Genomic DNA, 25964 nt, shown 5'->3' with positions numbered 1-25964 from the left:
TCTGCGTGGCGAGCTGGCGTGTCCCGCAATGGCGGCATACGAGGCTCCCGTGCTGAGAGGGGTTGGTCGAACCCCAGGTTCCGCTGCACAGCGTGAACACATCAATGCCGCGCGTAGGCGGCGTCATTGCCGCGAGCGGCAATGACTTGTTCGAATGCGCAGGGTTATGCTCCGGGCGGGTAGGACGGGAGCTGGACGATGGGGAAGATCAGCAGGCAGCGTCGTACCGAGATACTGAAACGCGCCCAGCAGCTGCGTCGGCAGGGCCAGTACGAGGGCTGGCCGGTCGAACAGATCACGGCAGCGCTCCTGGCCGAACTGCCCGAACTTCTTGTTCTTGAGGCATGGCGACTTGCCTATGGATGGTCCCGGCAACAGACGATCGACGCCATGACCGCATCAGCGGGCGCAGACAGCCTCGACCTCGGGCTGAACCCGTCCATGCTGTGTCGTTGGGAACACGGAACCTACCGACCAAGCCCCCAGTACGCGAGCCTGCTTTGTGAGGTCTACCAAGTAAATCCCCGGCAGCTCGGCCTGATTTCCGGTAATAAATCAGCCGATCGGGCACATAGCCCGCCAGGTGACTCGCGCCCCGCGCAGACTCCGGCTGACCATGGCTTGGACCTACCCTGGCGTCAATCCGGGCTCCTGAAATTACTGGGAGAGGAGGCACACATGCTGACCCGGCGAAGGTTCGCCGTGATCTCCGGTACGGCGCTCACCCTCCATGCCTGGCGACTGCTGGATGAACCCTCTCCCGCGCTGGCAGCCGCTGCCCGCGACAGCGGCCATGTTTCCCAGGCAATGGTGTCGCTGGTGGAGGACACCGTTACTCGTGCGCAGCAGCTCGATGACCAGCAAGGTGGCGGTTCCGCCCTGGGATGGGTCGCCGACCAGTTCCGTGCCGTGTCCCGGATGCTCCGCCATGACAGCTACGACGCCTGGACCGGCCGACGGCTATGTGCCGCGCTCGCCCAGCTCGCACAGACCGCCGGGTTCATGGCCCATGACAGCGGACGTGACGGCGATGCGCAACGCTGGTACCTGATCGGCCTTCGTGCCGCCCACACCGCAAACGACCACGCCCTAGTGGCCAGCATCCTCAGCCTGATGAGCAACCAGGCCGCCGGCCGCCGCCAAACCAACGACGCTCTCCAACTCGTCTCGGCCGCCGAACAAGCCGCTGCTCAATCTCCTGCGACCGTCCAAGCCCTCATTGCCGCCCGAAGCTGCCTCGCCTACGCCTCAGCAGGAGACCTCTCCGGGTTTCGCCGCAGCCGCGATCAATGCCTCACCAAGCTGGCACTGGCCCAGCAGCGGCCCTACGTCCCCCGCTGGGCCGGCTACGCCAGCCCGACCGAACTGGACGCCATCGCCGGACGAGGCTTCGTCATACTCGCCCGGAACATACCCACCCGCCGAAAGTCTCTCCTCAGCGACGCCGAGCAACTGCTGCACGACAGAGCATTCACCGACCTCGAAGACATCCATCAACGATCGGCCCTACGCCACGGCGCCTGGCTCGCGATCGCCCACGCGCAGGCGGGAGATCTCCCCCAGGCCATCAACGCAGGACGCAGCGCCCTCTCGCGTCTACCGGGCGTCACCTCCATTGGGAGCATCAAACTCCTGCGGCAACTCCGCGCCGACCTCACGCCCCGGGCACCCCAAGAGCCCGCAATCCGTACCTTTATCGCCGATCTCGACCAGCAGCTCCCCGCCAGCTGATCTTCTGACAGTCGACGACCACGGCCAGATGGATCCACCCTTCCCAGGTGGGGATGTAGGTGACATCGCCGACCATTTTCTGCCCCGGCTCATCAGCTGCGAAGTCGCTGTTCACCAGATCGGGGATCGGCCCGGCCTGGCCGTCGGCCTGGTGAGGCTGAACCGCCAGGGTTTGGGCTGGCAGGGCTCCAGGCCCAGCTCACGCAGGAGGGCACGCACCAGCTCGGGCCCGCAGGCGATGGCACACCCGGCCAGGTCGGCGTGCACCCTGTGGTATCCGTAGGTGCCGTCGGCATCCTAGAACGACCCTCAACTTTAGTTCGACCACTGTCCGGAAGATCCAGGGCACCTCGGCCACTGGGTTTCCGCAGCCTTGTAAGCCTCGAGGTATGTGGCGTATGCCCTCGATGAGGTCACCTTGGGCTGCCGGGGCGCTGGTTTTGGCGCAACCGGTCGAAGGCGTGCACGAAGTCGTTCGCCTCGCTGAAGCGTCCGGCGTGCGGCTTGAGGCCGTCGCGGATTGTGGCCGCCTTGCTCAGAACGCGTACGGACGTGACGTCGTGCAGGCAGGGGAGCAGGGATTCAAGTCCTGTCCGGCTCGCGTCCCGGATTCGGCCTTGGGCAAGCATCACTTCGGTCAGGCGTGCGTACGCCAGGGCACGCTCTCGTCCGTAGTGTTCATCACGTTGCCCCAGCTCAAGGCGGAGATAGTCCTCGGCGCGCTGGTGACGCTGGAGGTCGGCGTAGCCGAACGCTTCATCACCCAGGAGCTGCGAGTAGTCGTAGTACCACAGCCATTTCGGGTCGTCCTCGTGGGCGCCCCGGTCGAAGAACCGCTTGGATCGGATGATCGCTTTGCGGAATTCCGCCTCGTCGCCCATGACCGCCCACCCCCGAGCCTGTCGGGCGTTGAGCATGGACAGCACCTGCGGTGTCGCCCAGGGAAGTGCGCGTCGCTGGGCGTACTCGGCGAGCCGCACCGCCTCGTAGGGTTGGCCGCGCCAGGTGGCTTGGAGGCTCATGCTCGCCAGAATGCGGACCGCTTGCGGCTCATCACCAACCATGTCCGCAATCGAGAGTGCTTCCGTGTAGCAGGCTCGGGCCTGCGTGTGACGTCCGGAATCGAAGGCGAACCAACCGGTGGCGTGGCCGAGTTCCGTGCTTGTGGCTTCCAGTGACCGCTGTGCGGCTGGGCTACTGTGCAGTCCCTTGCTGAGAGCGTGTTCTGCCCGCCTGAAGTGGCGGTGTGCGATGTCGGCAACGGCGGCCCCACCGCGTTGATCGTCTTGAAACTGGAGATCGTGGGCAATCTGTCTCAATGACGCCACATCGGTTTCGGACAGCTTCCGTTCGCTGCCCGATGTGCTTACCAGGCCGGACACGCCCCAGATCATGAATTCGCGTCTGTCCGTGGGATCTCCCTCATCGGTACGTGCTTTATCTCTGTGTACCTCAGCGACCAAGTCCGTACCAGTGGGGGCGAGACCCAACAACAGCGGTGGGCAGCCGAAGGCGTCGGCGACCGTCTTGAAGACCCGGATGTCGTAGCACTCGCTCTTGTGATTGGCGATCCGCCAGACCTGGGCTTGGGATCGGCCGATGAGCTGGCCGAACCTCTCCTCCGAGATGCGTGTCTCGTCGAGGACGTAGCGGAAGATCTTTCCTAAGTCCCAGTCCATGCACGCGGCGGTCACCTCGGGCCGGAACCAGAACTCGACGGGCAGCTCGGGCACGTCGCCGATCAGGGACTCGGCCCGGCTGCAAGATCCACAATGGACGCTTGGATTGCTCGCCCGGAGGCGGGCCTTGCCGCAGCGCTCGCATATCCGGCCCTCTTTGGACATGACGCCCCTTTTTGTCGCTCTCGCGTTGAGCGGATTCACGCGCGAATAGCCCAAGGTTAGAGATTGATTCCCGTACGCGTTGGCGCATTTTCCGTTCCGCTCAATCATTGGGGCCATCACGTCCATCGGGTCAAGAAACCTCGGAGATATGCGAGCAGAGACATTCACGCCATACACGGCACACGAGCCTTCCCGGCTCTACTCCTGGCACGTCGCCACGGCACCAGGCCAGGAACGCGGGGCATGCGGTGTCGCCATGGAGCGGGCCCGTGCGGTGAAAGCTGTCGCCGAGGCGATGCGCGCGCTCGGCGGAACCCATGGCGTCATCCGGACCTGCCGGTTGTCCTGGCTCGGTCCCTATTACGAGTACGGGCTGGTGGTCGCCCGCGCCGAGCTCGACGGGGCCAGTGGAGCGGTCGTCTGGCGCGATGAACTGTGGCCGGATGCCACCGACACCGGGGGCCGGTAGCAGTGGGCGTGATGTGGCACATGATCGTGGGCGCGTCGGATGGCGCGGACGGCGCGCCCGCTCAGACGTCTCGGGCAGGGGAAGGCCCAGGCGACGTCGTACGGCTCGACAGCCGCCGGAGCAAGGCCATCGAGCCGTACGACCCCACGCCGGCGCGGCGGCGCGGACGCCGCGGTCTCACACCCCCGGAGACCGCTTCCCGCATCGCCGCGCCGGCCGCCGGGGACCACGGCCGTACCCGAACCGTCCGTGACCGCTTGGCCGCCCTTGTACTGGGCCGCGAACCCGGCCATCCACATGGTCAGTGGTGAGCCATGGCCGCCGACCGACTCGGAGCTCACCGCCGGGCGGTGGCTCAGACGAGCGAGGACCTAAGGGAAGTCGGTACTTCGTCGTCCTGCCATAAGACCCCGGATGGTGAATGCTTCATCACGCGACAGCGAGGTAGCCCTGTTGGTCGGCTCCGGTGACATCGCGAAGATCTCCCTGATATCACTGTCTGTGTCGTCAAAAAAACAGAAGGTGACCATGGGGCAGCGTGAGAACAGCACACCGAGGGACGAAGTCCTCTATGTGGCGGCCGGGGCGGCCGATCTGATGGCGGAGGGATTGCGGGGCCTGTTCCGGCGTCTCCCTGGTCTCGTAGAGGTCCGCCAGGAGCTGAGGGCCCGAGGCGAGCTGGCGTTGCGGCGCACCGGCACGGCATCGGAGGCGCATCTGGAGGTGCTGGCCCGGCAGGCCGCCGGGCGGAGACACGATGGCTGACCTCCGGGCCCGTATCGACCAAGCCCTGGAGGAGTTCGTCGATTCCGAGATCGTCGAGTTGCTGGCGCTGGACGCTGAGCTCGCGCCCGTCGCCGACCAGCTGCGGATCTCGGTGACCGGAGGCAAGCGAATTCGGCCGACGTTCTGTTACTGGGGCTGGCGGGCGGCGGGGCAGCCCGATACCGACGCCATGATCCGCGCCGCGGCGGCATTGGACCTGGTGCACGCCGCGGCCATCGTCCATGACGACATCATCGACCGCAGCCCGATGCGACGCGGCCGGCCCACGGCGCACGCGAAACTCGGCGACGCCCTGGCCATCATGATCGGTGACCTGCTGATGGGATGGGCCGGCCAGTTGTTCCACACCTCCGGTTTCCCCAGGGCCTTCCTGGCCAGGGCCGTGCCGCTGTGGACGACGATGGGCCGGGAACTGGTGGCAGGTGAATGCCTGGAGATCCTCCGCACCGGAGCCGCCCCTGACATGGCCCGATCCCTGACGATCGTGCGATTGAAGACCGGCTCCTACACCGTCCAACGGCCCCTGCAGATCGGTGCGATGCTCGGCGGCGCGTCCCCCACGACACTGGACGCGCTGGCGGCCTACGCGCGTCCGCTCGGGGAGGCGTTTCAGTTACGGGACGACTTGTGGGGGGTGTTCGGCGACCCGGCGCGAACCGGGAAATCGCGCCTGGACGACCTGGCGGGCCGCAAGCCGACCGCTCTGCTCGCCCTCACGTCGACCAGGGCGTCCGAGCCCGACCGGCGGCGACTCCAGGACCTGCTCGACGGGCCGCTCACCCCGGCCGACGCTGCGGAGATCCGGGACATCATGCAGCGATCGGGTGCGCGCGAAGAAGTCCATCAGATGATCACCGAACGCGCGCGGAGCGCGCAGGCGGCGATTGAAGAGGCCCGGCTGGACGCGATCGTCGCCGATGCCCTGACCCGACTGATCTGTGAGGTGACCGCGGATGGCTGACTGCACCGATGCGTACATGGACGGTCTTCGGCTCAAGGGCGACCCGCTCGCCGACGCGACCGTCGATGCCCTGTTCACCGGCGGCGAGGTGGGCAGGTTCAACACGCTCATGCGTTGGTTCACCACCTCTGGCCAGGCACTGCCCGAGGGGCTCCCGGATGCCGCCCGGGATTACCTGGAGGCGACCGCGACGCCGCCGGACTGGGTCGATTGGGCGGTGATGGAAGAGGCCCGGCAGTTCTTCATCGACAACGACGTGCACATCTCCACCGCTTTGTCGTTCGCGGCGATGCCGGCGTGCTACGTCGTCCCGCACGTGTCCAGGCTGCTGTCGGCCACGCACTCGCTCGACTACCCTGCCCGGCGCATGGCCGAGACCGGGCAGTTCACCGTCTACCTCATGCGGCCGGACGCCTTCGAGGCCGGCGGCCGGTTTCTCCCGGCGGCGCAGAAGGTACGACTGCTGCACGCCTCCATCCGCCGTCATCTGCGGCAGGAAGGCCGGTGGCCGGAGCTCGTCCCGATCTGCCAGGAGGACATGCTCGGCGGGCTGATGATGTTCAGCCTGCAGGTCCTGGACGCCCTGCACCGGATGGGCGTCCACATCACCCCGCGAGGCGCCGAGGCCTATTACTATGCCTGGCGCGTCGTCGGCATCATCCTCGGCTGCGACCCCGAGGCCGTCCCCGCGGACCTGCAGGCGGCCCGTCACTTCTCCGATCGGTACATGACCCGTCACATGGGCCCCTCTCCCGAAGGGGCGCAACTGACCCGGCAGCTGATCGAGATGTACGAACAGGTCGTACCCGGAACACTCCTGGACCCCGTCGTACCCGCCCTCGTCCGCTACCTGATCGGCGACACCGCGGCCGACTGGCTCGAGGTCCCCCGGTCCCGCTGGGATTCGGTGATCAAGATCGGGCCGGTGCTCCTGGGCGTGCTCGAACGGTTCGAGGACCGCGGCCCGTGGGCCGCGCAACTGTCCGACCGGCTCGGCCACCTGGTAACGACGCTGGAACTGTCGTCGCTGACCCGGGGACGCGTCATGCACTACGCCATCCCCCAAGAGCTCAAAGCCGATTTCGGAGTCCCCGCATCGACGGCGCGCTGGAGCCCGCCTCCGCCCAGCCAGGTCCTCTAGCTCAACGGAGGACATGGCGCGCGGGCGCACCGACTCGACAGATCACACCCGCTGAGGTCTGCCTCGTCGAGATTGGATCGCCCTGGCTGACTGCACCTGTCTGATGACCACCGGTGTTCGTTTCAACTATCTTGCCCTCATGGCAGGGTCACGGGTGATCAGCAGTCGGTATCAGCTCAACAAGCCCTTGGGTCAAGGTGGCATGGGTGTCGTCTGGGAGGGCTACGACCAGGTACTGCGGCGCCCGGTCGCCGTCAAACAACTCCTGCTGCCCGAGAGGTCGGAGCCGGGCCAGGATCGTGAACTGAAAGCGCGATTCCTGCGGGAGGCCCGCTCCGTGGCCTCCCTGGACCACCCCTCTGTCGTCTCCGTCCATGACGTCGTGGAGGACGCGGACGGGCCCTGGATGGTCATGCAGTTCGTCAAGGGCCGATCTCTCCAGCAGCTCATCGAGGAGGACGGGCCACTGCCCGTGGCCCGGGTGGCCGAGATCGGGCTTGCCCTGCTGGACGCCCTGGAATGTGCCCATGCCCAAGGCATCGTTCACCGTGACCTCAAACCCGCCAATGTCATGGTGGCCGACGACGGCAAAGTCGTTCTCACCGACTTCGGGATAGCCGCCGTCGCCAACGCCACCTATTCCCTCACCCGGACCGGACAGCTCATCGGTTCCCTCGGATACATCGCCCCGGAACGGTTCTCCTTCGGAACCATCGACGGGAGATCCGACCTGTGGTCGCTGGGGGCGACCCTGTACTACGCCGTGGAAGCCAAGAGAGCGTTCCGGGCCGATGACGGCCCGGACATCCACATCGCCCGGCTGCTCATGGGCGAGCAGCCGGAGTTCGAGAGAGCCGAAAGGCTCGAACCGGTCATCAAGGGTCTGCTGGAGAAAGACCTCGACAGGCGCCTGGGCATCGACCAGGCGCGCAGGCAACTGAAAACCATTGCGAACGGCAAAACGGTTCCACCATTCCCTCCGCCACCGCACGCTCCAACAAAGACCTTCCCGAAGTTCCCGCCCCGAAGAGCGGTGGTCATTCCTCTGGTGCTGCTGGTGATCATCGCTCTCATTACGGCAGCGGTCATCAACTACACCGGGCAGAGGAAAGGTCATGACCAGACCGGGCAGCGGGAATCCCCCGTGCCATCGGCGGTCGTCAAGTTCGAAACCATCCCGGACATCTGCGGAAGCCTGTCGGGAAAGATGATTTTGGATAATCTCATTGACCATCGCCGGCCAAGTGACTCCAAAACCGATACCGACGAACGGAAGTGCGGATGGGAGACTGAAAGCTCTGCCACGGTGCCTGTCGACGGCAGGCTGACCCTCACGGCACGGAAGTTCCCCAGTGCGGACCAGGCTGCGGCCTACATAGAGAAGGAAAACGGCAAAAAATCCATCTTCGGCGGATCCGGGTACACCGGGCTCGGGGAGCCCGGGGAAATCGGAGACCAGGCCATCTTCCGCGTCTGGGAGGAAATCGTTGACAAGACGCGGGGTGGCGATGTGTATCACAGCTCCAACACCACCGAAATCATCTTCCGTACGAGCAACCTCGTCGTAGAGGTCGATTACGGGAGACACCGCGGCGGTGAACCCAAGCCAGATGACACCGCCAGAGCACGCCAGGGCGCCGAACTGATGGCCAGGGAGGCGGCCTCGTCCCTCGGAAGCTAGCCAGGCGCGCCCCGGCGTAGCCACCAGAGTCCAGGCGGCCGGTCCCGATCAATGCCGGCCATGGTTGACGTTCGTCCTTCCGTTGGATAGACACGCCCGGGGTGACGGCATCCCCGCAGGAGGGCGAACTTTTGATGGCCTCAGGACTGGGTCCAGGCGATCCGGCAGAGGTGGGCGACGGGCGTTACGAGCTGATCGCCAAGCTGGGGCAGGGCGGGATGGGCACGGTCTATCTCGGCAGGTCTTTGAGTGGGCGTTCGGTGGCGGTCAAGGTCATTCGCCATGAGCTGGCCGCGGATCCCGGCTTCCGGCAGCGGTTCATGCGCGAGGTCGACGCCGCCCGCCGGGTGAGCGGCTTCCATACGGCCGCCGTCGTGGACGCGGACGCCGCCGATGACCGTCCGTGGCTGGTCACCGCGTACATCCCCGCTCCGTCGCTCGACCAGGTGATCGCCCGGCACGGCCCGCTCCAGGAGCCTGCCCTGTACGCGCTCGGAGCCGGGCTCGCGGAGGCGCTGGTCGCCATCCACGCGGCGGACGTCATGCACCGTGACCTGAAGCCGAGCAATATCCTCCTCGCCGACGACGGCCCGCGTGTGATCGACTTCGGCATCGCTCGCGCGGTGGACCAGACACAGGTCACCCTGCCCGGCTACCGGGTGGGCACACCGGGTTTTCTCTCGCCCGAGCAGTTGACCGGAGATGTGCTCACGCCCGCTGTCGACGTCTTCGCCCTGGGGGTCGTCCTGTGCAGAGCCGCGGGCACCGCCCCCTTCGGCGAGGGCCCCGTGCAGTCTCTGCTCTACCGGGTGGTCCACCAAGAGCCGGATCTGGCCGTCCTTCCGCCGGAGCTGCGCGATGTCGTCGCCGCGTGCCTCGCGAAGGACCCGTCGACACGGCCCTCGCCGGAAGAGGTGCTTCGGCGGCTCGCCGCACGGCCCCGGCAGGAGAACGGGATCTGGCTGACCGACAGCCTGCGCACCATGATCGATGAACACCGTGCGGAGGCGGCCGCCCTCACCGGCGTCGTCACCGATCGCCCCGCGCCGCCTGCCGCAGGACGAGACCAGACCTGGCATGCGACGGACGGTCCGGCCGCCCTCGTGCCCCCACTGACGGCTCCCGTGCGACCTCCGCCCAACCCGGGCTTTCCCGCTCAGCCGCCCTTCCCGGTTCCAGCGCAGCTGGGGGCGCATTGGCCGCCCGTCACGGCCCCAAGGGCGTTCCGCCAGGAGGACGTGGTCGGTGCCGGCGGCCGATCCTCCGGACGTCCTCTCCTCACCGCGATCCTGTGGATCGTCGGAGGTGCGACCACCTTCTACGGCGTTTTTCTGTTCGCCTTGTACTGCGTGGTGGGGGCCACCGACGCAGATGAGGACGTCGGCAGCATGCTGCCGTACATCCTGCTCGCCCTAGCCATCATCGCTGTGGGCGGGACCGTGGTCCGCTGGGGCTCACGCGTGCGAAGAGCCGGTCGACAGCCGGGCACCCGATGAAGCCGGCTCTGGGCGGTCGCGTCCACGGTGGTGGTGTATGAGTTTTCGCTGGTGATGGGCGTGTCGTCGTGAGCCGAGCCATGGAGCCCGGAGCGCCCGTCGGCTCAGCCGGTCCGGGCATGGTCACGGTTCGTCATCCCGGAGTTCCTGATGGGCCTACCATCGGCGTGGTACGCGCTCGGGCCGGAGCCTGCGTTAAAGCAGCCGCGTACCGCAATCGCAGTAACCGTGCCCAGCTCACCCGTGCTGCCGCAATGTGACTGCAATGGCCACCAGTGGCCGAGCTGATGGCGGTAGGGCTCTCGTCGCGCACAACGCGATATTCGACTCGGCCATGCTGACCACCGAGTTCGCCCGCACCGGGGCCGCCCCGGACGACCCGCTCGTACTCTGCGCACTCGACCTCGCCAGACGGTTCAGTCCCGGGCAGAGATCTCTCACACTCGACCACTGCGCGGCGGCGGAAGGCATTTCTCTCGCACAGGCGCACACCGCAAGCCACGATGCCCAGCCTGCTGCGCAGATTCTGCTCCGAGCCTTGCCGAGGCGCTGGAGCTGCGGCTGAGCGTCGAGTTCCGGCCCCTGCGTGAAGCGAGTTGATCGCAACGGTCGAGGCCGCGAGTGCAGGTGCGGTTGAGCGGGAAGACCAGAGGGCCTGAACCAGCGAAGCTGGCACTGGCCCGTTTCATCGCCGATCTCGACCGCCAACTCCCCGGCGGCTGATCGAGATGTACGAACAGGTCGTACCCGGAACACTCCTGGACCCCGTCGTACCCGCGCTCATCCGCTACCTGATCGGCGACACCGCGGCCGACTGGCTCGAGGTCCCCCGGTCCCGCTGGGATTCGGTGATCAAGATCGGGCCGGTGCTCCTGGGCGTGCTCGAACGGTTCGAGGACCGCGGCCCGTGGGCCGCGCAACTGTCCGACCGGCTCGGCCACCTGGTAACGACGCTGGAACTGTCGTCGCTGACCCGGGGACGCGTCATGCACTACGCCATCCCCCAAGAGCTCAGCATCGTTCACCGGGACCTGAAACCCGGTGACCCCGTACTACGCCGTGGAGGCCGAAACATCTCAGATATCTGCGGAAGCCTTTCGGGAAGATGATATTGGATGGTCTCATCGACCACCGGCGGCTCGGGTCAAGCGATCCAGGGACTATCGAGGACGAGGATTACCCTTTGGCTGCTGTCGTATGCCTTGAATCTCGCTTTAGCAGCGTAACCAAGCAAGTGGGCGTCATACCACCCGAGGGACGGAGAGTTCTCTTCGCTGCAGGGGCGCTGGCTCGTAGATCTTATTTCCGTACCGTCAGCGGCGACGAGGTAGACTCGATATTTGTAACATCCCGAAGAGGGGTCATCGGGGTATCTCGTCAAAGTCGCTCTGGCACCGTACCGGCCCTCGTTGTTCATGACGCATGGATAAGCGGTCCAGCCTCCGGAGAGGTAGGTCGTTCGGCAAACGGTCGTCAACGCCGCTGCTGGAGACGCGGGAATCGTGATGAGCCCGATGGCCACGGCTGCGCCTGTCGCCGCTGCGGACAGCTTTCTTGTGATGTGCATCGACGTCTTCCTTAATCGTCGGTCAGGGGTGGCGGTGTGGTCGTCGCCGCGACGAGGATGTCGCAGCGGCTCATCCACCGGAAGGTACTGCCGGCGAGATCTCCGCCCGGCGGGCGTACTCAACACAATGACCGTTTGCGTGATCAAGATCTAGACCGCAACGAAGAGAATTCTGTTGGGAACGCAAAGGCGCCATCGCATATCGGGCGGTTCAGAAGACGACGTGCTCGGCAGGGCCGTCGCCCCGTCAATCGAGGTCGACTTCCAGATCCGTATCGACCGTGACGGTCATGGCATGCAGGTCGAACGCGAGTGTGACGTCGCCAGAGACCGAGCCGAAGTGGTGTGCGTAATAGTAGTGATAGCGCACGAGGTGACGTTCCCCGTCAGGAACCGTGGCCAGCGGCGTCTGGTCGCCCCCTGCCCAACGCTCGTCGATGGGCGGTTCCCGGTCGTCCTCGGCGACCACCTTGAACGGGCGGCCGTCGCACGTGAGCGTCCAGCGTGTCACCTCGGCGTCGACCCAGCCGCTCCCCTGTGATTCCAGGGTGGTGCGAAATCGCGCCATGATGGTGCGCTGGTCATGGAGGACCGCGAACGGGACTTCTCCTTGCGCCACCACTGCCCCGACACGGCTTGCGGAGCCGTCCGCGTTCTCCGGCGGCGTGGAATCTGTCTCGGCCATGGCGAGCATCCTGCCACTGCGCAGCCGTGGGGCCTGATATGATCTTTAGGTCGTTTACGCCTTCCTGGTCTGGATCCTCATCCACTAGGAAGGCTTTTTCTTGGCTAGCCGCCTAGGCAGTGTCCCGCGGATCATTTGACTGGGTCGCGGAGCCAGATGCGGATCGAGGCGACGTCGATGGTGCCCTGGTAGATGCGTTCTCTCTTGTCGTAGCGCGTGGTGACCGCGCGGGAGTTCTTAAGCTTGTTGAAGCAGCGTTCGACGGTGTTGCGTTCGGTGTGGCGGTCGCGGTCGAACGCTGGTGGCCGGTCTCCGGACGAGCCTTGTCTGCGCAGGTTGGCCTTCTGGTCCTCCTTGACCGGGATGACCGCCTGGATGCCGCGTCTGCGCAGATAGGCCCGGTTAGCGCGAGAGGGCGTCGGCGCTGGCCGCGAGGCGGCCGAGGATGTCGTCGAGTTGAGAACGCCGATGGCATGTGGCGAACCCAGCCGCGATCCGGCGCGCGAAGTGGCTTGACGATCGGGCTCGGCCCGGTCGAAGATGTGCCGTATGAGGATCCACAGAAAGGGTCATGCCGCGTAGGCGCCCCGCCGCCCTACGGGCGGAACTGCCCCTGCACCCGCGTTCACCGGGTCCTCTCTGGCCCTCGCTGTCGATACTGCCCTTGTCCATATACCGGCAGGTCAGGGCCGTGGAGAAGAAGAAGGGGCTGGATAAAGACGCCGTTGAGCGTGCCCTGGGGGCGTGGATACAACACGCGCGCTGTGCTCCATACGCCTCGCCTGAGTTCATGATGTGGGAGTTCGGCCACAGGTGGGACGACCCGCTGTACACCCGCGACGTGATCGAGGAGGCCGTCCGCGCGCTGCCGCCGAGAGCGGCCGGCGTCCTCGCCGCGGCCGTGCGTCCGATCGACAGGATGGCATTCGCGCGTACGCTGCCCGATCCTTTCGCCGATCCGGGAGGTCCGTGGTGGCACCGCAGGCTGTGGATCCGATGAAGCCGCCAGGCAGCGTCGTAGATCTTGGTTTGGTTTGTCTGGTAGATCAGTTCTGTGGATGAGGAGCGGTTGAAGCGGCACGATCTGACCGATGGTGAATGGGCTCGGTTGGAGGTGTTGCTGCCGTCGATGAGGCCGCGGCGTGGTGGCCGGTGGGCTGATCATCGGATGGTGATCAATGGTGTGTTCTTCCGGGCCCGTACGAGCGGTCCTTGGCGTGATCTGCCTGGCTGTTATGGGAACTGGAAGACGGTCTATAACCGGCATCGTCGCTGGTCACTGGACGGGACGTGGGCCAGGATCCTCGATGGGCTGCGGGCCGGGTGTGATGAGGCCGAGGGCAAGGACTGGACGGTGAGTGCGGATTCGACCATCGCTCGTGCGCATCAGCACGCGGCTGGGGCCCGGCGGGCTCCGGCCGCTGATGACCGTGCGGGGGGCTGGATCGAATGACAAGAATTCGGTCGGCCGGGAGGTGTTGGGCCGGTCCCGGGGAGGGCTGAGTACGAAGATTCACCTGGTCGCGGACCGGCGGTGCCGGCCGATCGCCCGGCTGACCAGTCCGGGACAGCACGGTGACTCCCCGCGGTTCATCCCGCTGATGGAGGTTGTTCGTATTCCGCGCCGTGGTCTGGGACGTCCGCGTCGCAGGCCCGGTGCCGTGATGGCCGATAAGGCCTACTCCTCTTGCGCTAACCGGGCCTATCTGCGCAGACGCGGCATCCAGGCGGTCATCCCGGTCAAGGAGGACCAGAAGGCCAACCGGCGCAGACAAGGCTCGTCCGGAGGCCGGCCACCAGCGTTCGACCGCGACCGCTACACCGAACGCAACACCGTCGAACGCTGCTTCAACAAGCTTAAGAACTCCCGCGCGGTCACCACGCGCTACGACAAGAGAGAACGCATCTACCAGGGCACCATCGACGTCGCCTCGATCCGCATCTGGCTCCGCGACCCAGTCAAATGATCCGCGGGACACTGCCTAGCCGCCTAGCCGCCGCTGCCGGGGGCATTGGCCGCCCGCACTCTGCTTGTTCACCACGGCGGTCTCGTAGTTGTGGACCTGGATCCATCGGAGCCCTTACCTCGCTGGTCGTAGTCTGGCTTCCGGGGCAGATTGTGTCCGTGTACCAGTCCCGGCCTGCGAGTACGCCGTACGGAGGGTTGTTGTGGTCTCCGAGCAACCGAAGCTGCGGCTCTCGCCGGCATCGGCCGGCGCCGCGGGCGCTCGCGCTCCAGGACTGAATTCTGCGTGCCATTCGAGGTGAGCGCATCGTGGAAAATACTTATAAGTCGACATGCTTCACGTTCAACGTGCTCAACTTCTCCTTGGAGAAGTCGGTTGTACGTGAATGCTTGACTCTCCGATATGGACCAGACCGCACTCGTAGGCCATAACGACGGCCTGGACACGGTCTCGCAGGCCGAGTTTGGACAGGATGCGGCTGACATGGGTCTTGACCGTTCCTTCGGAGAGGAACAGGTGGGCGGCGATCTCGGTGTTGGACAGGCCACGGGCGATGAGCTGGAGCACCTCGCGTTCGCGCTCGGTGAGGACCTCGAGGTCGGCCGCGCAGTGGCGGGGAATTTCTCGGCCTGTGCCGATGAACCGTTCGATGAGTCGGCGGGTCACACTCGGAGCCACGATCGCATTCCCGCACGTCACCGCTTGTATCGCCGAAAGCAGGTCGCCGGCAAGGGTGTCTTTCAGCAGGAATCCGCTGGCGCCGGCCCGGAGCGCGGCGTAGACATATTCGTCGAGGTCGAAGGTCGTGAGCATGAGCACCCTCGGTGCCTCCGGCTGCCGGCGTATCCGGCGGGTGGCCTCGATTCCGTCGAGTTCGGGCATGCGCACGTCCATGAGCACGATGTCAGGACGGGACTGCCCGACCATTTCCACTGCGGTGCTCCCGTCGGCGGCCTCGGCGACGACCTGCATGCCGGGCGCGTTCTCGAGGATCATTCGGAAGCCGGTCCTGACGAGAGCCTGGTCGTCGGCGAGCAGGACGCGGATCATCGGGCGGCCCCGTCGAGCGGCAGCCGGGCGTGCACGACGAAGCCCCCATGCGGTCCGGGTCCGGCGTGGAGGTCTCCGCCCAGCAGCCCGACCCGTTCGCGCATGCCACGTAGCCCCTGCCCGGCGCTGATGCCACCATTGGAGCCGCTCCCGTCGTCGCTGATGTCCAATCGCACGCCGCTGTCGTCGTACGACACCAGGATGCGCGCACGCGCTCGTTCGCCGGCGTGTTTCATGGTGTTGGTCAGTGCTTCCTGGACGATGCGGTAGGCGGCCAGGTCGGTGGAGGGCGGCAATGGAGTGGGGGTGCCCTCCACGCGCAGGGTGACGGGGATGGCTGTCGTGTTCACCTGGTCGATCAGCTGGGGTAGGTGGGCCAGGCCCGGTTGAGGGTGAAGGGCCGGGTTGATCTGTCCGGTCGAGGTGAGCACGTGGCGCATTTCGGCCAGGGCGCCGCGTCCGGTGGTGATGATCGCCTCCAGGGCGCGGCGGGCGTCGCCCGTCCGGTTGTCCAGCGCGGCGTGACCTCCTTGGGCCTGGATGACGATCACGGACAGGCCGTGCGCGACGACGTCGTGCAGCTCACGGCTGATCCGGGAACGTTCGGTGGCCACCGCCAGCTCCGCCTGCTGGTCGCGTTCCCGTTCCAGGGCCACGGCCCGGGCGCGGAGCTGCGACAGGTACGCGGCGCGGCTTCGCGCGCCCGATCCGGTCGCCCAGGCCGCCACCAAGACGGAGACGATGACCAACGGGGCGCTGGCCGGTACCGACCTGGACATTCGCTGAACGCTCACGGTCATCGGTTCGGCCGGTGCCGCGGTCGGTGCGACCTCCACCGTCGTCATGGACGTGGAGGTGCCCATCATGCCCGCGGCGCTCCAGCACACCACCGTCGCCCCCAGGCCCGCCAGCACCACCACGGACACCGTGCGGCGATGGCTGATCGCGACCGTGTGGAGCAGGATCGGCGCCGCCAGGTCGACGATGGTCAAGGGTGGCGCCAGCGCCAGATGAACGGTGGCCGCCCCCGCACAGAGCGCCAGCAGCGGCAGCGGCCACCGGTGCCGCAGCGCCGTGCCCAGTACCGCGATGAGCGTCGCCCCCCACCAGATCCACAGCTCCGCCGGCCACGGTGGACCGAAGCCGCTTCCGGCGTGCTTGCGCACGGCGGTATTCGGGTCGTTGAGCACCACACAGGCCGCCAGCAGCGCCAAGGCCAGACCGGTGTCTCGAACCGTGGCCCTGCCCGCCCACGTCCGCAGATCGCCTGCAACGCCATCCACCATGGCAGTTCACCATAAGGCCCGGCCTGTCGCGTCTGCCTAAAGTCGCATCCTCGTACAACCGCAGACAGACCTTTCACCCCCCGAGTGGGATCTGGGGGCGGATGTGCGTGGAGGCCTGGTGAGCCGAGAGTAGGCCCATGGTCAACATGCGATCCCTTCTCAGCCTGGGCGCCGTCGTCGTCCTCGCGGCATCCGGGACGACCGCCGCATCGGCGGCGACCCGCGACCTTGCCCCACCCCAGGCGATCCGGTGGAAAGGCTGCCCGTCCTATTCCGACGCCGTATTGCGCGGCCGAGGGCTCGAGGGGCAGCGGGCGCAGGAGTTCCGGCGGCTTCTGGCCCGCACCGAGTGCGGCACGCTGGAGGTGCCGCTGGACTACCGCCGGCCTCGTGACAAGAAGATCACCATCGCGGTCACCCGGCTCAAGGCCGCCGACCCGTCACGCCGCCTCGGTGCTTTGGCGCTGAACTCCGGCGGCCCCGGCGGGGCCGGTTACCTGATGCCGATCGACCACGTCATGATGAACTCGGCGAACGCCAGGCTCAACCATCGCTACGACCTGATCGGCTTCGATCCGCGCGGCGTAGGTAACAGCGACAAGGTCGACTGCCCGCCCGCAGATGAGGGCAAGGGCGCAAGTACGGGCGGAAAGCCGGCGCCCGGCCCACTGACCGAAGAAGCGGCCAGGCAGATCTACCAGCAGGAGGTCGCGGGCAATCAGGCTTGTTCACGCCACGACCCGCAGTTCCTCGGTCAGCTCACCACGGCCAACATCGCCAGGGACATGGACCGGATCAGGGCGGCGCTGGGCGAACGCAAGCTCAACTTCCTCGCCCTGTCCTGGGGCACCTGGCTGGGTGCCGTCTACCGCAGCATGTTCCCGCACACGGTGGGCCGCATGTGGCTGGACAGCATCGCCATCCCCCGCTTCAGCACCCTGGCCTTCGAGCAGGGCCGTGCCGAGGCGACCGAGCGGAACTGCCGCCGCATGGCCGACTGGATGGCTGAGCGCCATGCCACGTACGGGTTCGGCACCTCCGGCGAGGCGGTGCAGGACACGCTGCTGGCCCTGCGGCGCCACTACGAAGCCGACCCCAGAACCTTCACCGATCTCGACATCCCCGTCACAGGCGGCACCATCGGCATGCTGTGCGCCCAGACCAGCCTTGACTGGCCCCTGACCGCCACGGCACTGCGCGAGCTGTACGAGCTGCGCGACACTCCAGGCTCTGCCGCCCCGCCCGCGCTCAAGCAGATCTACACCGGCAACCCGGTGGAGATCCCACCGGACGCGCCAGAAGAGTTCAACCAGACCATGAACCGGGCCACGTTCTGCAACGAGGACACCGGCCTCCGCGACTTCGCCTCCGTGTGGTCGGCCTGGCGGCAGCGGCTCGAGCGCAACCCCCTCACCGGCGACTTCGGCAAGTTCTCCGCCATGGTCGGCTGCGCCGGCTGGACGTTGCCGGTGACCGACACCCGGGTACGCGACACCGGCACCTCGTTGCAGATGTCCGGGCACCTCCACGAGACCATGTCCCCCTACACATGGACGACCGAGATGCAGGAGATCATCGGCGGTGCGGTCCTGACCGTCGACGACGACGTGCACGGGTCGGTCCTCATGGATCCCGCATGCGGCGCCAACGTGGCCGTCTACTTCGAGAGCGGTCGACTGTCCTGGGGCCGATGCTCCGGCATGCGGCCATAGGTCTTCTTCATCGACCAGCGGGCGGCGGGCTCACCGGTGGCCGCTTGGCCCGTACCGCCGGTGAGGGCGGCCGATCCCGCTCGAACCACTGTCTCAGCGCCGCCGGAGGAATCACAACGGGCACTGACCCGGCACCATGGCCGGGTCAGTCGGTGCGGCGGGAGCGGGCCGGCAGCTCGCACAGACCGCCGGGTTCATGGCCCATGACAGCGGGCGCGACGGCGATGCGCAATGCTGGTACCTGATCGGCCTTCGTGCCGCCCACACCGCAAACGACCACGCCCTAGCCGCCTAGCCGCAGGCGGACTCCACGCTCCGGCCGCTCCGGTGCTGACCGGTGCCGGTCGCGTGCGCCTAAGATCCGCCCTTCTCGCCAAGGAGATTCGGTATGACCTCATTCAGCAGGAATGCGGCGGATGCGGGTACCTGGAAGCTCGGTGACCTGACGGTCAATCGCATCGGATTCGGCGCGATGCGCCTCACGGGTAGCGCCGCCTTCGACCTCGGCACGCCGAGCGACCGCGAACGGTCGATCAGCGTGCTCCGGCGCGCGGTCGAACTCGGCGTCAATCACATCGACACGGCCGCGTTCTACTTCTCCTCGCTGCGCTCGGCGAACGAGCTCATCAACAGAGCGTTGGCGCCGTACCCCGAGGATCTGGTCATCGCCACCAAGGTCTGGCCCGGCCGGGATCCCTCCGGTGAGTGGTGGTGGGCCACACCCGCGCAACTGCGCGGTCAGGTCGAGGAGAGCACGGGTGCTTGCCGTCGCACGCGCACGCGGCGCGACGGCCGCCCAGGTCCGAGTGGCCTGGACACTGCAGCAGGGGCCACATGTGCTGGCCATCCCGGGTACCGGCAACCCGGACCACCTCGCCCAGAACGTGGCCGCAGGCGCACTGCGGCTTTCCGACGACGAAATGGCACGCCTTTCGTCCCCTGATCAGGAAGATCCGGTCTCTCGGCGGTTGCCCGGCTGACTGGTAGCACCAGCGTTTTGAGCACGCGGACCGCTGTCTCAGGGATCGGCGTTGAGGATGCGATGCATCACGACCGGTTCGGCGGCACGCGACTACCCGATGGCGGCCAGGGCGTCGTGGAAGAAGCCGCGGTACCGCCTGGAGGCGTTGTCGAACGTCTGCCCGCCGACCAGGATCAGATTGTGCGAGTAGTACGCGCCTGGAGCGTCGGGCTCGTACTCCGCGGAGAACACCCGCCGGATGATCGCGTCGTCGTTCAGTCCCGCCCGGCGGAAGCCGGCGATCGTCTCCTCGATCTTGAGCTCGTTGTCGACCGTCTTCTGCTCGACCGTCGCCGGATCCCCGGAGCCGAGGATCTGGTCCAGGGCGGTGTCGTGCGGTCCGTCGACGAGGCGCGAGTAGCGATGTCGCACGACGGGATGCGCGCCGGCGTACCCGCCGCTCGCGGGCAGTGGGTAGGCCAACAGGTGGTGGTTCGCGGCGTCCGGCAGCGTGTGGATCCCGGCGGCTCTGCCGTCGGGCAGGTACTTGCGGGGACGGTCCCGGTGGCGCCCGACGACGACCACTTTCACGCTCCGCCGCAACAGTTCGGGGGATGACCGCCTTGCCGAGCGTCAGATTGCGATCCTCGCGGCGGAGGTACTCGTTCATGTACTGCGGTTCGAAGAGAACGAGGCCGCCGATGTCGTCGCGGTTGCCAAGCGGAGACCCACCGACTGTTCCTAACGCCACGGATCGAGTGCGTGCTTGCCGCGGGTCTTGCCCGCCTCGAGTTCCTGGAGCACCGCCGGCCCCTCGGCGAGGGGGTGGGCCTGGGGGGCGCCGGGCGGGTACACGCCTTCGGCGATGAGCGCTTCGATCTCGACGAGCAACGATCGGTAGATCGACGGCGCAGCGGCCGCCAGCGCACCGATGTGCAGGCCTTTGACCTGCACCTGGTGGTTGAAGACCAGGTCGTGGGTGGTCAGGCCGGCGTCGCCGGAAGCGGCACCGAACACGACGACTCGTCCGATGAAGGGCCTGGTGACCGACAGGCTGACGTTGAAGGTCGCGCGTCCCACGGACTCGAGGACGAGATCGACACCACCGGTCAGGCGAGTGATCTCCTCGGCCAGATCGCGGCGTGTGCTGTCCAGGACCTCGTCGACGCCGAGCGCTCTGACGGTGTCATGCTTGGCCGGTGACGCCGTGGCGATCACTCGCGCACCGTAGTGCCGGGCCAGGCGGACGGCGGCCTGACCCACTCCTCCTGCCGCGGCATGAATGAGCACCACGTCGCCTGTTTCGATTTCGCCCAGCGGCCTCAGCGCCGCCAGAGCGGTCGCCCAGTTCAGCACCAGGCCGAGGGCTTCGGCGTCCCTCCAGCCGGTCGGGACGGGAAGCGCACCCGCGGCCGGCATCGCCATGTACTCCGCGAAGGCACCTGGGCCGGCTCCGATCACGTGCGTGCCGACCTGGAAGGGGCTCTCGACGTCCAGGCCGACGCTCACGATTTCGCCCGCCGCTTCGAAGCCCGCCACGTAGGGGGCCTGGGGTCCTCCTCCGTAGATTCCGTGCGCCTGCATGACGTCCGCGAAGTTGACCCCGGCAGCGCCGACTCGGATCAGGTACTCGCCCGGACCCGGGGTGGGGCGGCGTCGGCCGGTTGTGAGGATCAGATCCTTCGGCCCGCGGTGCGACCGCTGGACCAGTGCCCGCATCGTCTGCTCAGCGGTGTGGTGCTGGTCATTGATCTCCATGCACAGGAAGGTAGGAGTCTCACACTTGCGTCAAGGTCAAGTGCGGTCATCGACCAGTGTGGCGAGCATCTCGCAGGTAGGCGTCGAGCGCCGCGTGCTGGGCGCTGAGCACGGCGATGCGTTGAGCGAGCCGATCGCGATGGCTCTGCACCTCGTGAAGGAACTCCGCGCACAGCAGGTTCGCGCCGGCGTCCGGTCGGTCGGTGAGGTGGGGCAGGATTTCCCTGATCAGCCTCACGGGCAGCCCGGACTCCAGCAGCGAGCGAATGGCGAGGACCCGGTCGATGGTGGACCGGCAGTAGTCGCGGTATCCATTGCCGCAACGACCAGGGACGATCAAGCCTTCAGCCTCGTAGTACCGCAACGACCTCGCACTCGCGCCGCTTGCCCTCGAGGCTTCACTGATCCTCATACAGGGAGGGAACGCGTGGGCGCTCCGCGAACTTCCAGCATGCTCTGCGGAACGACGAAGCAGAGGTCACACGGAGCCGTCGGGGTACGGCTCCATCGACTCCGAGGGCCTCGGACGCGGTCCAGCGATGCCGAGGATGCGGTATTCGGGCGTTCTCGGTCATGATTTTACCTATGGCCACCGCCGGTCATATCGGCGGCAATCTTGGTGCCACAGGGTTGCGGCCATGAAGTACACACTGAATGCCGCAGTGACTGTGGGCGCAGTCGTCGCCGCGCTGCTCGCCCCACCCCACGCGGGCGTCCGCGCCGCCACCGGGCAGCCCGCGGTCGTGACCACGGACAACGAGACCCCGATCCTGTACGACGACGAGGCCGGCGGGAACGCGTCCGGTGACGACCCGGCCATCTGGGTCCACCCGGCGGACTCCCGAAAGTCGCTGGTGATCGTGACGGCCAAGGAGGGCGGCCTCCGCGTCTATGACAGGGGCTCGCGCGAGCTCCAGTCGCTGCCCGCCACCGAGGCGCCGCGGGTCGACACCGCAGTGGGTCGCTACAACAACGTCGACATCGCGTACGGCGTCAGCCTGGCGGGTCGCAAGGTCGACGTCGCCGTCGTCTCGGACCGCTACAACGACCAGCTCCGCTTCTTCGTCATCGACTCGGCCGGCACGGCGGCGCGTACCCCGCTGACCGAGGTCACCGCGGCCGACCAGAGCTTCCTCTTCAACCCCGACCGTGAGGCCGTCGACGAGGAGCACACCGCGTACGGCCTCGCCATCTGGCAGCCGCGGCCTGGCGAGACGTACGCCGTCGTCACCCAGGAGGGGGCGACCACCATCGCGACCGCGCGGATCGTCGAGACCGGCGGCAAGCTCGGCTACACGGGCATCCGGCGGCTCACCATGCCGGGCACCTTCCCGTTGCCGGACGGGACGACCTGGGTTCCCTGCGAGGAGCCGGGCGTGCTGCCCCAACTCGAGGGCGTCGCGGTGGACCAGGCGTCGGGCGTACTGTACGCCGCACAGGAGGACGTCGGCCTGTGGCGGCTGCAGCTGCCGCTCGGCTCGGGCAGCCGGCCGAAGCTCCTCGACCGGGTCAAGGACTTCGGGATCCACGACGTCTTCGACAGCGAGACCGAGGAGTGCCGGCCGGTCGACCCGAACGCCAAGGGCTATGGCGGCAAGCTGCTCACCGCTGACGCCGAGGGCGTCGACATCTACTACGGGCCCGGCTCGACCGGGTACGTGCTCGTGTCGAGCCAAGGTGACGACACGTTCGCGGTCTACGAGCGCCAAGGCGTGAACCGTGCGTTGGGGAGTTTCCGCGTCAAGGGCGTCGGCGGGGTCGACGACATCAACGGCTCCGACGGGCTCGCCGTGACGAACCGTCCCGTTGGCGACTACCGGCAGGGCCTCCTCGTCTCGCACGACGAGCCCGAGACCGGGCCCGACGTGGACGCCGACCGCGACGCCACGAACTTCTCCTACATCTCCTGGGGCGATATCGCCCGCGCGATGTCCCTGACCGTCGACACCCGCGCGGGGAACGACCCGCGCTTCCGCTGAACTCCGCATCCGGGAACGACCCGCTCCAGGACAAAGCTCGATCCACCGAGCAGTCGCTGGGGCATGGACATGAAGACGCGGGTGCCCTCTGAGCCGGGATGATGGGGCCTCCTCCGGTTCCACATCCACGGAGCAAGAGAGCACCCGCGAGATGCAATCTTTTCCGTGGCGCTTCGACGGTGTCCGCTGCGTTCGATGAGGCGAATGATGCGCCGTCTGGGTGCCGGCCCAGACGGTGTGCCGCGGCCAGTCTGTGCGGGTGGCTGAACGGGTTGGAGCCTGGCCAAGCTGGCCGACTTCCTGGTCGCCGAGGGGGTGGTCGACGACATCAGCCACGAGGGCCTGCGCATTCTGCTCCGCGAGGAGGGCGTCACCTTCCAACGCATATCGTGATCTGCTGGGGACATCTCGGCCGCCGGCCCTCCTCACCGCCGTGATCATGCAGTTGTTCGCCGCCGGACGCACGAGAGAACGGGCGAGCAGAGGCGCTTTCCTCGGTCACAGACAGGCGCCGGTGCTCTGCTTGTTCACCAGGGAATCGGGCCGTCGTCGTTGAACAGGCGGCCAGTTGGCCCGTCGGCGGGCAGCGTCGCCAGGCGTACGGCGATGGCGGCGCCTTGGTCGGCCGTGCGGTCGATGGTGATGCCGAGCGGTCGGGTGAAGTCAGTGGCGCAGGCGCCCGGGTCGGCGGCGTTGACGAGGATGCCGCGCGCTCGGAGCTCCTTGGCGTACTGCACGGTCAGTGAGTTGAGCGCCGACTTCGCCGGTGGGTACGACGCCATGGCCGGCAGCGCCGCGAAGTAGTGGGCCGGGTCGCTCATCCGGGTCATCGAGCCGACGCTGCTGCTGACGTTGACGACCCGGCCGGCCGGGGATCGCAGCAGCAGCGGAAGCATCGCGTTGGTGACCTTGATGACGCCGAATACGTTGGTGTCGAAGACGGCATGTACGTCATCGATGTCGGCCGCGCTTGGCGTGACGCCGATCCGGCCGCTGATACCGGCGTTGTTGACCAGGATGTCGAGGCGGCCGAAACGTTCACGTACCAGGTCGGCCGCGGTGTCGACGGTGGCCTGCACGGTGACGTCCAGCAGGACCGGATGGGCACCTGGGCCGATCGCCGCTGCGGCGTCGCTGCAGCGGGCGAGGTCGCGGCCGGCGACGAGGACGGTCGTGCCGAGGCCGGCGAGTTGCTCGGCGATCGCGTTGCCGATGCCCCGGTTGGCGCCGGTGACGAGTGCGATGGTGGTCATGTGGAAACCACACCATCGGCGGGGCCGGCGACCAACACCGATCGGGTCGGGCACGCATACCGTGGAGGTATGGATCGGTTGGAGACGCGGGAGCTGACGTACTTCGTCGCGGTCGCCGAAACGTGTCACTTCGGACGTGCCGCCGAGCGCCTGGGCATCGCCCAGCCGCCGCTGTCTCGGGCGATCAGCCGGCTGGAGCGCAGGCTCGGCGTCGTGCTGCTGGAACGCACCAGCCGTCGGGTGTCGCTCACCCCGGCGGGCGAGGAACTGCTGCGGGAAGCGCGCCGGGTGCTCGAGGCGATCGACGCGGCGGTGGCGCGTACGCGGAAGGCGGCCGTGCCCAGGTCGAGTCTCACGCTCGTCATGAAACCGGGCAGCGACGCCGGACTGCTGCCGGCGATCCTCCAGTCCTTCCGCGACGAGCCGGACGCCGTCGAGGTCGACGTGCGCACCTGTGGTGCCGGAGAGCAGCCGGGGCTGCTCCGCAGCGGGGCGGCCGACGTGGCGTTCGTGCACGGGCACCAGGCGGACCTCGACGGACTCGACAGCGAGGTGCTACTGGTCGAAGACCAGGTCGTCGCGCTGCCGGTCGGCCACCGGCTCGCCGCCGCGCCGCAGGTGAGCCTCGCCGATCTCGACGGCGAACTCCTGCCCGCTGAGCGGCTGGCGGCCAACCCGTCGGAGGCGATGCAGTTGGTGGCACTCGGGCGGGCGGCGGCCCTGTTGCCGACGTCGCTGCGGCACCTGCTCCGCCGTGACGTCGCCTGCGTACCGGTGATCGACGCGGCACCGACGCGGCTGCTCATCGCCTGGGCCGCGGACCGCCGCTCCCCGGAACTGGCCTCGTTCGTACGGATCACAACGAGCGTGGCGGCGGCACAAGACGCCGCCCGCGACCACGAAGTGGAAGGTGTGCTCGACGAGGACGGAAAGGTGCCGAAGCAGCGGGTCTAGTCGTCAAGCACAGAAGCCCTCTGCCTGGTCATCAAAGGCAGGCGCCGGTGCTTTGTCTGATCACCACGGCGGTCTCGTAGTTGTGGACCTGGATCCACCGGGAGCCCCTACCTCGCTGGTCGTAGTGGACAAGGTCTTCGGCGGGTAGGCCATAGACCCACCACTGCACGGTGTAGCACCAGCCGGCGTCGACGCGGAATCCGTCCCAGTCTTCGTTCTGGGGCGTCTTACCACCCGTGTAGATGGACATGGTCTGGCTTCCCGGGCAGATCGAGTCCGTACACCAGTCCCGGCCTGCGAGTACGCCGTACGGAGAGATGTTGTGGGTCTCTGAGCAACCGAAGCTGCAGCTTCCGCCGGCATTGGCCGGCGCCGCCGGGAGCACGAGGCCGCCGAACGCCAGGGACAGCGCTGCCACCAAGCGCCAGGCGCCGCGGCTGCGACGCTTCATGGTGCGTTCTTCGTGTTCGGCCATGTGTGCGTTCCTCCATCGACTGGACAGACCTCGCCTTCGACGAGGACGGAACCTGCCCCTTGGTACGCCGAAGGCCACCTGGCCACTCCGGTCGCCGCCGCGGGAGGCGCGCCTTTGCCGTTACGCGGTCTGTGCGCTCGCGCTACAGGACTGAATTCTGCGCGCCGTTCGAGGTGAGCGGTATCGTGGAAGACCCTTACAAATGGCC

General features: G+C 67.2%; 25 protein-coding genes and 2 pseudogenes. 16 read left to right on the top strand and 11 right to left on the bottom strand.

The window, feature by feature from the left end; translation table 11 throughout:
* Positions 1-198 precede the first annotated feature (198 nt).
* Positions 199-1731 carry a helix-turn-helix domain-containing protein gene (locus tag HKK72_RS04105; RefSeq protein WP_187232870.1) on the top strand — a complete coding sequence of 511 codons (1533 nt, stop codon included), beginning with the start codon at positions 199-201 and terminating at the stop codon, positions 1729-1731.
* Between the two features lie 111 nt (positions 1732-1842).
* On the opposite strand, the gene HKK72_RS04100 is transcribed toward HKK72_RS04105, so the two are convergent.
* Positions 1843-1998, bottom strand: coding sequence for a hypothetical protein (locus HKK72_RS04100; RefSeq protein WP_187232869.1), 156 nt, complete (start codon positions 1996-1998; stop codon positions 1843-1845).
* Positions 1999-2144: 146 nt separating this feature from the next.
* A complete protein-coding gene (locus tag HKK72_RS04095; protein ID WP_187232868.1) occupies positions 2145-3701 on the bottom strand; it encodes a hypothetical protein in 1557 nt (518 codons plus the stop codon).
* A 22-nt stretch (positions 3702-3723) separates the two neighbouring features.
* Here HKK72_RS04095 and HKK72_RS04090 point away from each other — a divergent pair, with 22 nt between their 5' ends.
* The 8 genes from HKK72_RS04090 to HKK72_RS04055 all read left to right on the top strand — a co-directional run bounded on the left by HKK72_RS04090 (position 3724) and on the right by HKK72_RS04055 (position 11218).
* A complete protein-coding gene (locus HKK72_RS04090; protein WP_187232867.1) occupies positions 3724-4044 on the top strand; it encodes a hypothetical protein in 321 nt (106 codons plus the stop codon).
* A 528-nt stretch (positions 4045-4572) separates the two neighbouring features.
* Positions 4573-4809 carry a hypothetical protein gene (locus HKK72_RS04085; RefSeq protein ID WP_187232866.1) on the top strand — a complete coding sequence of 79 codons (237 nt, stop codon included), beginning with the start codon at positions 4573-4575 and terminating at the stop codon, positions 4807-4809.
* A complete protein-coding gene (locus HKK72_RS04080; RefSeq protein WP_187232865.1) occupies positions 4802-5791 on the top strand; it encodes a polyprenyl synthetase family protein in 990 nt (329 codons plus the stop codon). Before HKK72_RS04085 ends, HKK72_RS04080 begins: the two co-directional genes overlap by 8 nt.
* On the top strand, positions 5784-6932 hold the full coding sequence (locus HKK72_RS04075) for an oxygenase MpaB family protein (RefSeq protein ID WP_187232864.1): 1149 nt from the start codon (positions 5784-5786) through the stop codon (positions 6930-6932). Before HKK72_RS04080 ends, HKK72_RS04075 begins: the two co-directional genes overlap by 8 nt.
* Before the next feature lie 103 nt (positions 6933-7035).
* Positions 7036-8613 carry a serine/threonine-protein kinase gene (locus tag HKK72_RS04070; RefSeq protein WP_187232863.1) on the top strand — a complete coding sequence of 526 codons (1578 nt, stop codon included), beginning with the start codon at positions 7036-7038 and terminating at the stop codon, positions 8611-8613.
* 134 nt (positions 8614-8747) lie between these two features.
* Positions 8748-10109: a serine/threonine-protein kinase gene (locus tag HKK72_RS04065; protein WP_187232862.1), complete on the top strand. Its 1362-nt coding sequence runs from the start codon at positions 8748-8750 to the stop codon at positions 10107-10109.
* 265 nt (positions 10110-10374) lie between these two features.
* Entirely contained in the window at positions 10375-10674 is a 300-nt protein-coding gene (locus tag HKK72_RS42620; protein WP_187232861.1) for a 3'-5' exonuclease, read from the top strand.
* Between the two features lie 163 nt (positions 10675-10837).
* On the top strand, positions 10838-11218 hold the full coding sequence (locus HKK72_RS04055; RefSeq protein WP_222720297.1) for a hypothetical protein: 381 nt from the start codon (positions 10838-10840) through the stop codon (positions 11216-11218).
* Positions 11219-11923: 705 nt separating this feature from the next.
* Here HKK72_RS04055 and HKK72_RS04050 read toward each other — a convergent pair.
* Both HKK72_RS04050 and HKK72_RS04045 read right to left on the bottom strand, forming a co-directional pair.
* Entirely contained in the window at positions 11924-12361 is a 438-nt protein-coding gene (locus HKK72_RS04050) for a hypothetical protein (RefSeq protein ID WP_187232860.1), read from the bottom strand.
* Between the two features lie 131 nt (positions 12362-12492).
* Positions 12493-12831 carry a transposase gene (locus tag HKK72_RS04045; protein WP_410050280.1) on the bottom strand — a complete coding sequence of 113 codons (339 nt, stop codon included), beginning with the start codon at positions 12829-12831 and terminating at the stop codon, positions 12493-12495.
* Between the two features lie 101 nt (positions 12832-12932).
* On the opposite strand from HKK72_RS04045, the gene HKK72_RS04040 reads away from it, so the two are divergent.
* Complete coding sequence (locus HKK72_RS04040; protein WP_187232859.1) at positions 12933-13361, top strand: hypothetical protein; 429 nt, start codon at positions 12933-12935, stop codon at positions 13359-13361.
* 129 nt (positions 13362-13490) lie between these two features.
* Positions 13491-14328 (top strand): annotated as a pseudogene (locus tag HKK72_RS04035) (IS5 family transposase).
* Between the two features lie 351 nt (positions 14329-14679).
* Here the strand turns inward: HKK72_RS04035 and HKK72_RS04030 are convergent.
* Both HKK72_RS04030 and HKK72_RS04025 read right to left on the bottom strand, forming a co-directional pair.
* Entirely contained in the window at positions 14680-15378 is a 699-nt protein-coding gene (locus HKK72_RS04030) for a response regulator (RefSeq protein WP_187232858.1), read from the bottom strand.
* A complete protein-coding gene (locus tag HKK72_RS04025) occupies positions 15375-16664 on the bottom strand; it encodes a sensor histidine kinase (RefSeq protein WP_187232857.1) in 1290 nt (429 codons plus the stop codon). Before HKK72_RS04025 ends, HKK72_RS04030 begins: the two co-directional genes overlap by 4 nt.
* Before the next feature lie 146 nt (positions 16665-16810).
* On the opposite strand from HKK72_RS04025, the gene HKK72_RS04020 reads away from it, so the two are divergent.
* From HKK72_RS04020 to HKK72_RS40585, 3 genes and pseudogenes are all read left to right on the top strand, one after another.
* Entirely contained in the window at positions 16811-18376 is a 1566-nt protein-coding gene (locus HKK72_RS04020; RefSeq protein ID WP_222720296.1) for an alpha/beta fold hydrolase, read from the top strand.
* A 388-nt stretch (positions 18377-18764) separates the two neighbouring features.
* Positions 18765-19013 (top strand): annotated as a pseudogene (locus HKK72_RS40590) (aldo/keto reductase); the annotation flags it as partial.
* A 121-nt stretch (positions 19014-19134) separates the two neighbouring features.
* Positions 19135-19356, top strand: a complete 222-nt coding sequence (locus HKK72_RS40585; RefSeq protein WP_315987061.1) for an aldo/keto reductase — start codon at positions 19135-19137, stop codon at positions 19354-19356.
* A gap of 92 nt (positions 19357-19448) precedes the next feature.
* Here the strand turns inward: HKK72_RS40585 and HKK72_RS04010 are convergent, their stop codons facing one another.
* The 3 genes from HKK72_RS04010 to HKK72_RS04000 all read right to left on the bottom strand — a co-directional run bounded on the left by HKK72_RS04010 (position 19449) and on the right by HKK72_RS04000 (position 21507).
* The gene (locus tag HKK72_RS04010; protein ID WP_187232855.1) at positions 19449-19922 is read right to left on the bottom strand and encodes a hypothetical protein; all 474 of its coding nucleotides are present in this window, start codon (positions 19920-19922) and stop codon (positions 19449-19451) included.
* Positions 19923-20078: 156 nt separating this feature from the next.
* Complete coding sequence (locus tag HKK72_RS04005) at positions 20079-21095, bottom strand: zinc-binding dehydrogenase (protein WP_187232854.1); 1017 nt, start codon at positions 21093-21095, stop codon at positions 20079-20081.
* A gap of 46 nt (positions 21096-21141) precedes the next feature.
* A complete protein-coding gene (locus HKK72_RS04000) occupies positions 21142-21507 on the bottom strand; it encodes a MerR family transcriptional regulator (RefSeq protein WP_187232853.1) in 366 nt (121 codons plus the stop codon).
* 226 nt (positions 21508-21733) lie between these two features.
* On the opposite strand from HKK72_RS04000, the gene HKK72_RS03995 reads away from it, so the two are divergent.
* On the top strand, positions 21734-23074 hold the full coding sequence (locus HKK72_RS03995) for a phytase (RefSeq protein WP_187232852.1): 1341 nt from the start codon (positions 21734-21736) through the stop codon (positions 23072-23074).
* Positions 23075-23601: 527 nt separating this feature from the next.
* Here HKK72_RS03995 and HKK72_RS03990 read toward each other — a convergent pair.
* On the bottom strand, positions 23602-24327 hold the full coding sequence (locus HKK72_RS03990) for an SDR family NAD(P)-dependent oxidoreductase (RefSeq protein WP_187232851.1): 726 nt from the start codon (positions 24325-24327) through the stop codon (positions 23602-23604).
* Positions 24328-24396: 69 nt separating this feature from the next.
* On the opposite strand from HKK72_RS03990, the gene HKK72_RS03985 reads away from it, so the two are divergent.
* Entirely contained in the window at positions 24397-25281 is an 885-nt protein-coding gene (locus tag HKK72_RS03985; RefSeq protein ID WP_187232850.1) for a LysR family transcriptional regulator, read from the top strand.
* Positions 25282-25312: 31 nt separating this feature from the next.
* On the opposite strand, the gene HKK72_RS03980 is transcribed toward HKK72_RS03985, so the two are convergent.
* On the bottom strand, positions 25313-25756 hold the full coding sequence (locus HKK72_RS03980) for a hypothetical protein (protein WP_187232849.1): 444 nt from the start codon (positions 25754-25756) through the stop codon (positions 25313-25315).
* Positions 25757-25964: the final 208 nt, after the last annotated feature.

Source organism: Actinomadura sp. HBU206391, assembly GCF_014323665.1.
Taxonomy (GTDB): domain Bacteria; phylum Actinomycetota; class Actinomycetes; order Streptosporangiales; family Streptosporangiaceae; genus Actinomadura_C.
Note: the sequence above shows the minus strand (reverse complement) of the source record. Positions and strands in the feature narration are given on the sequence as shown.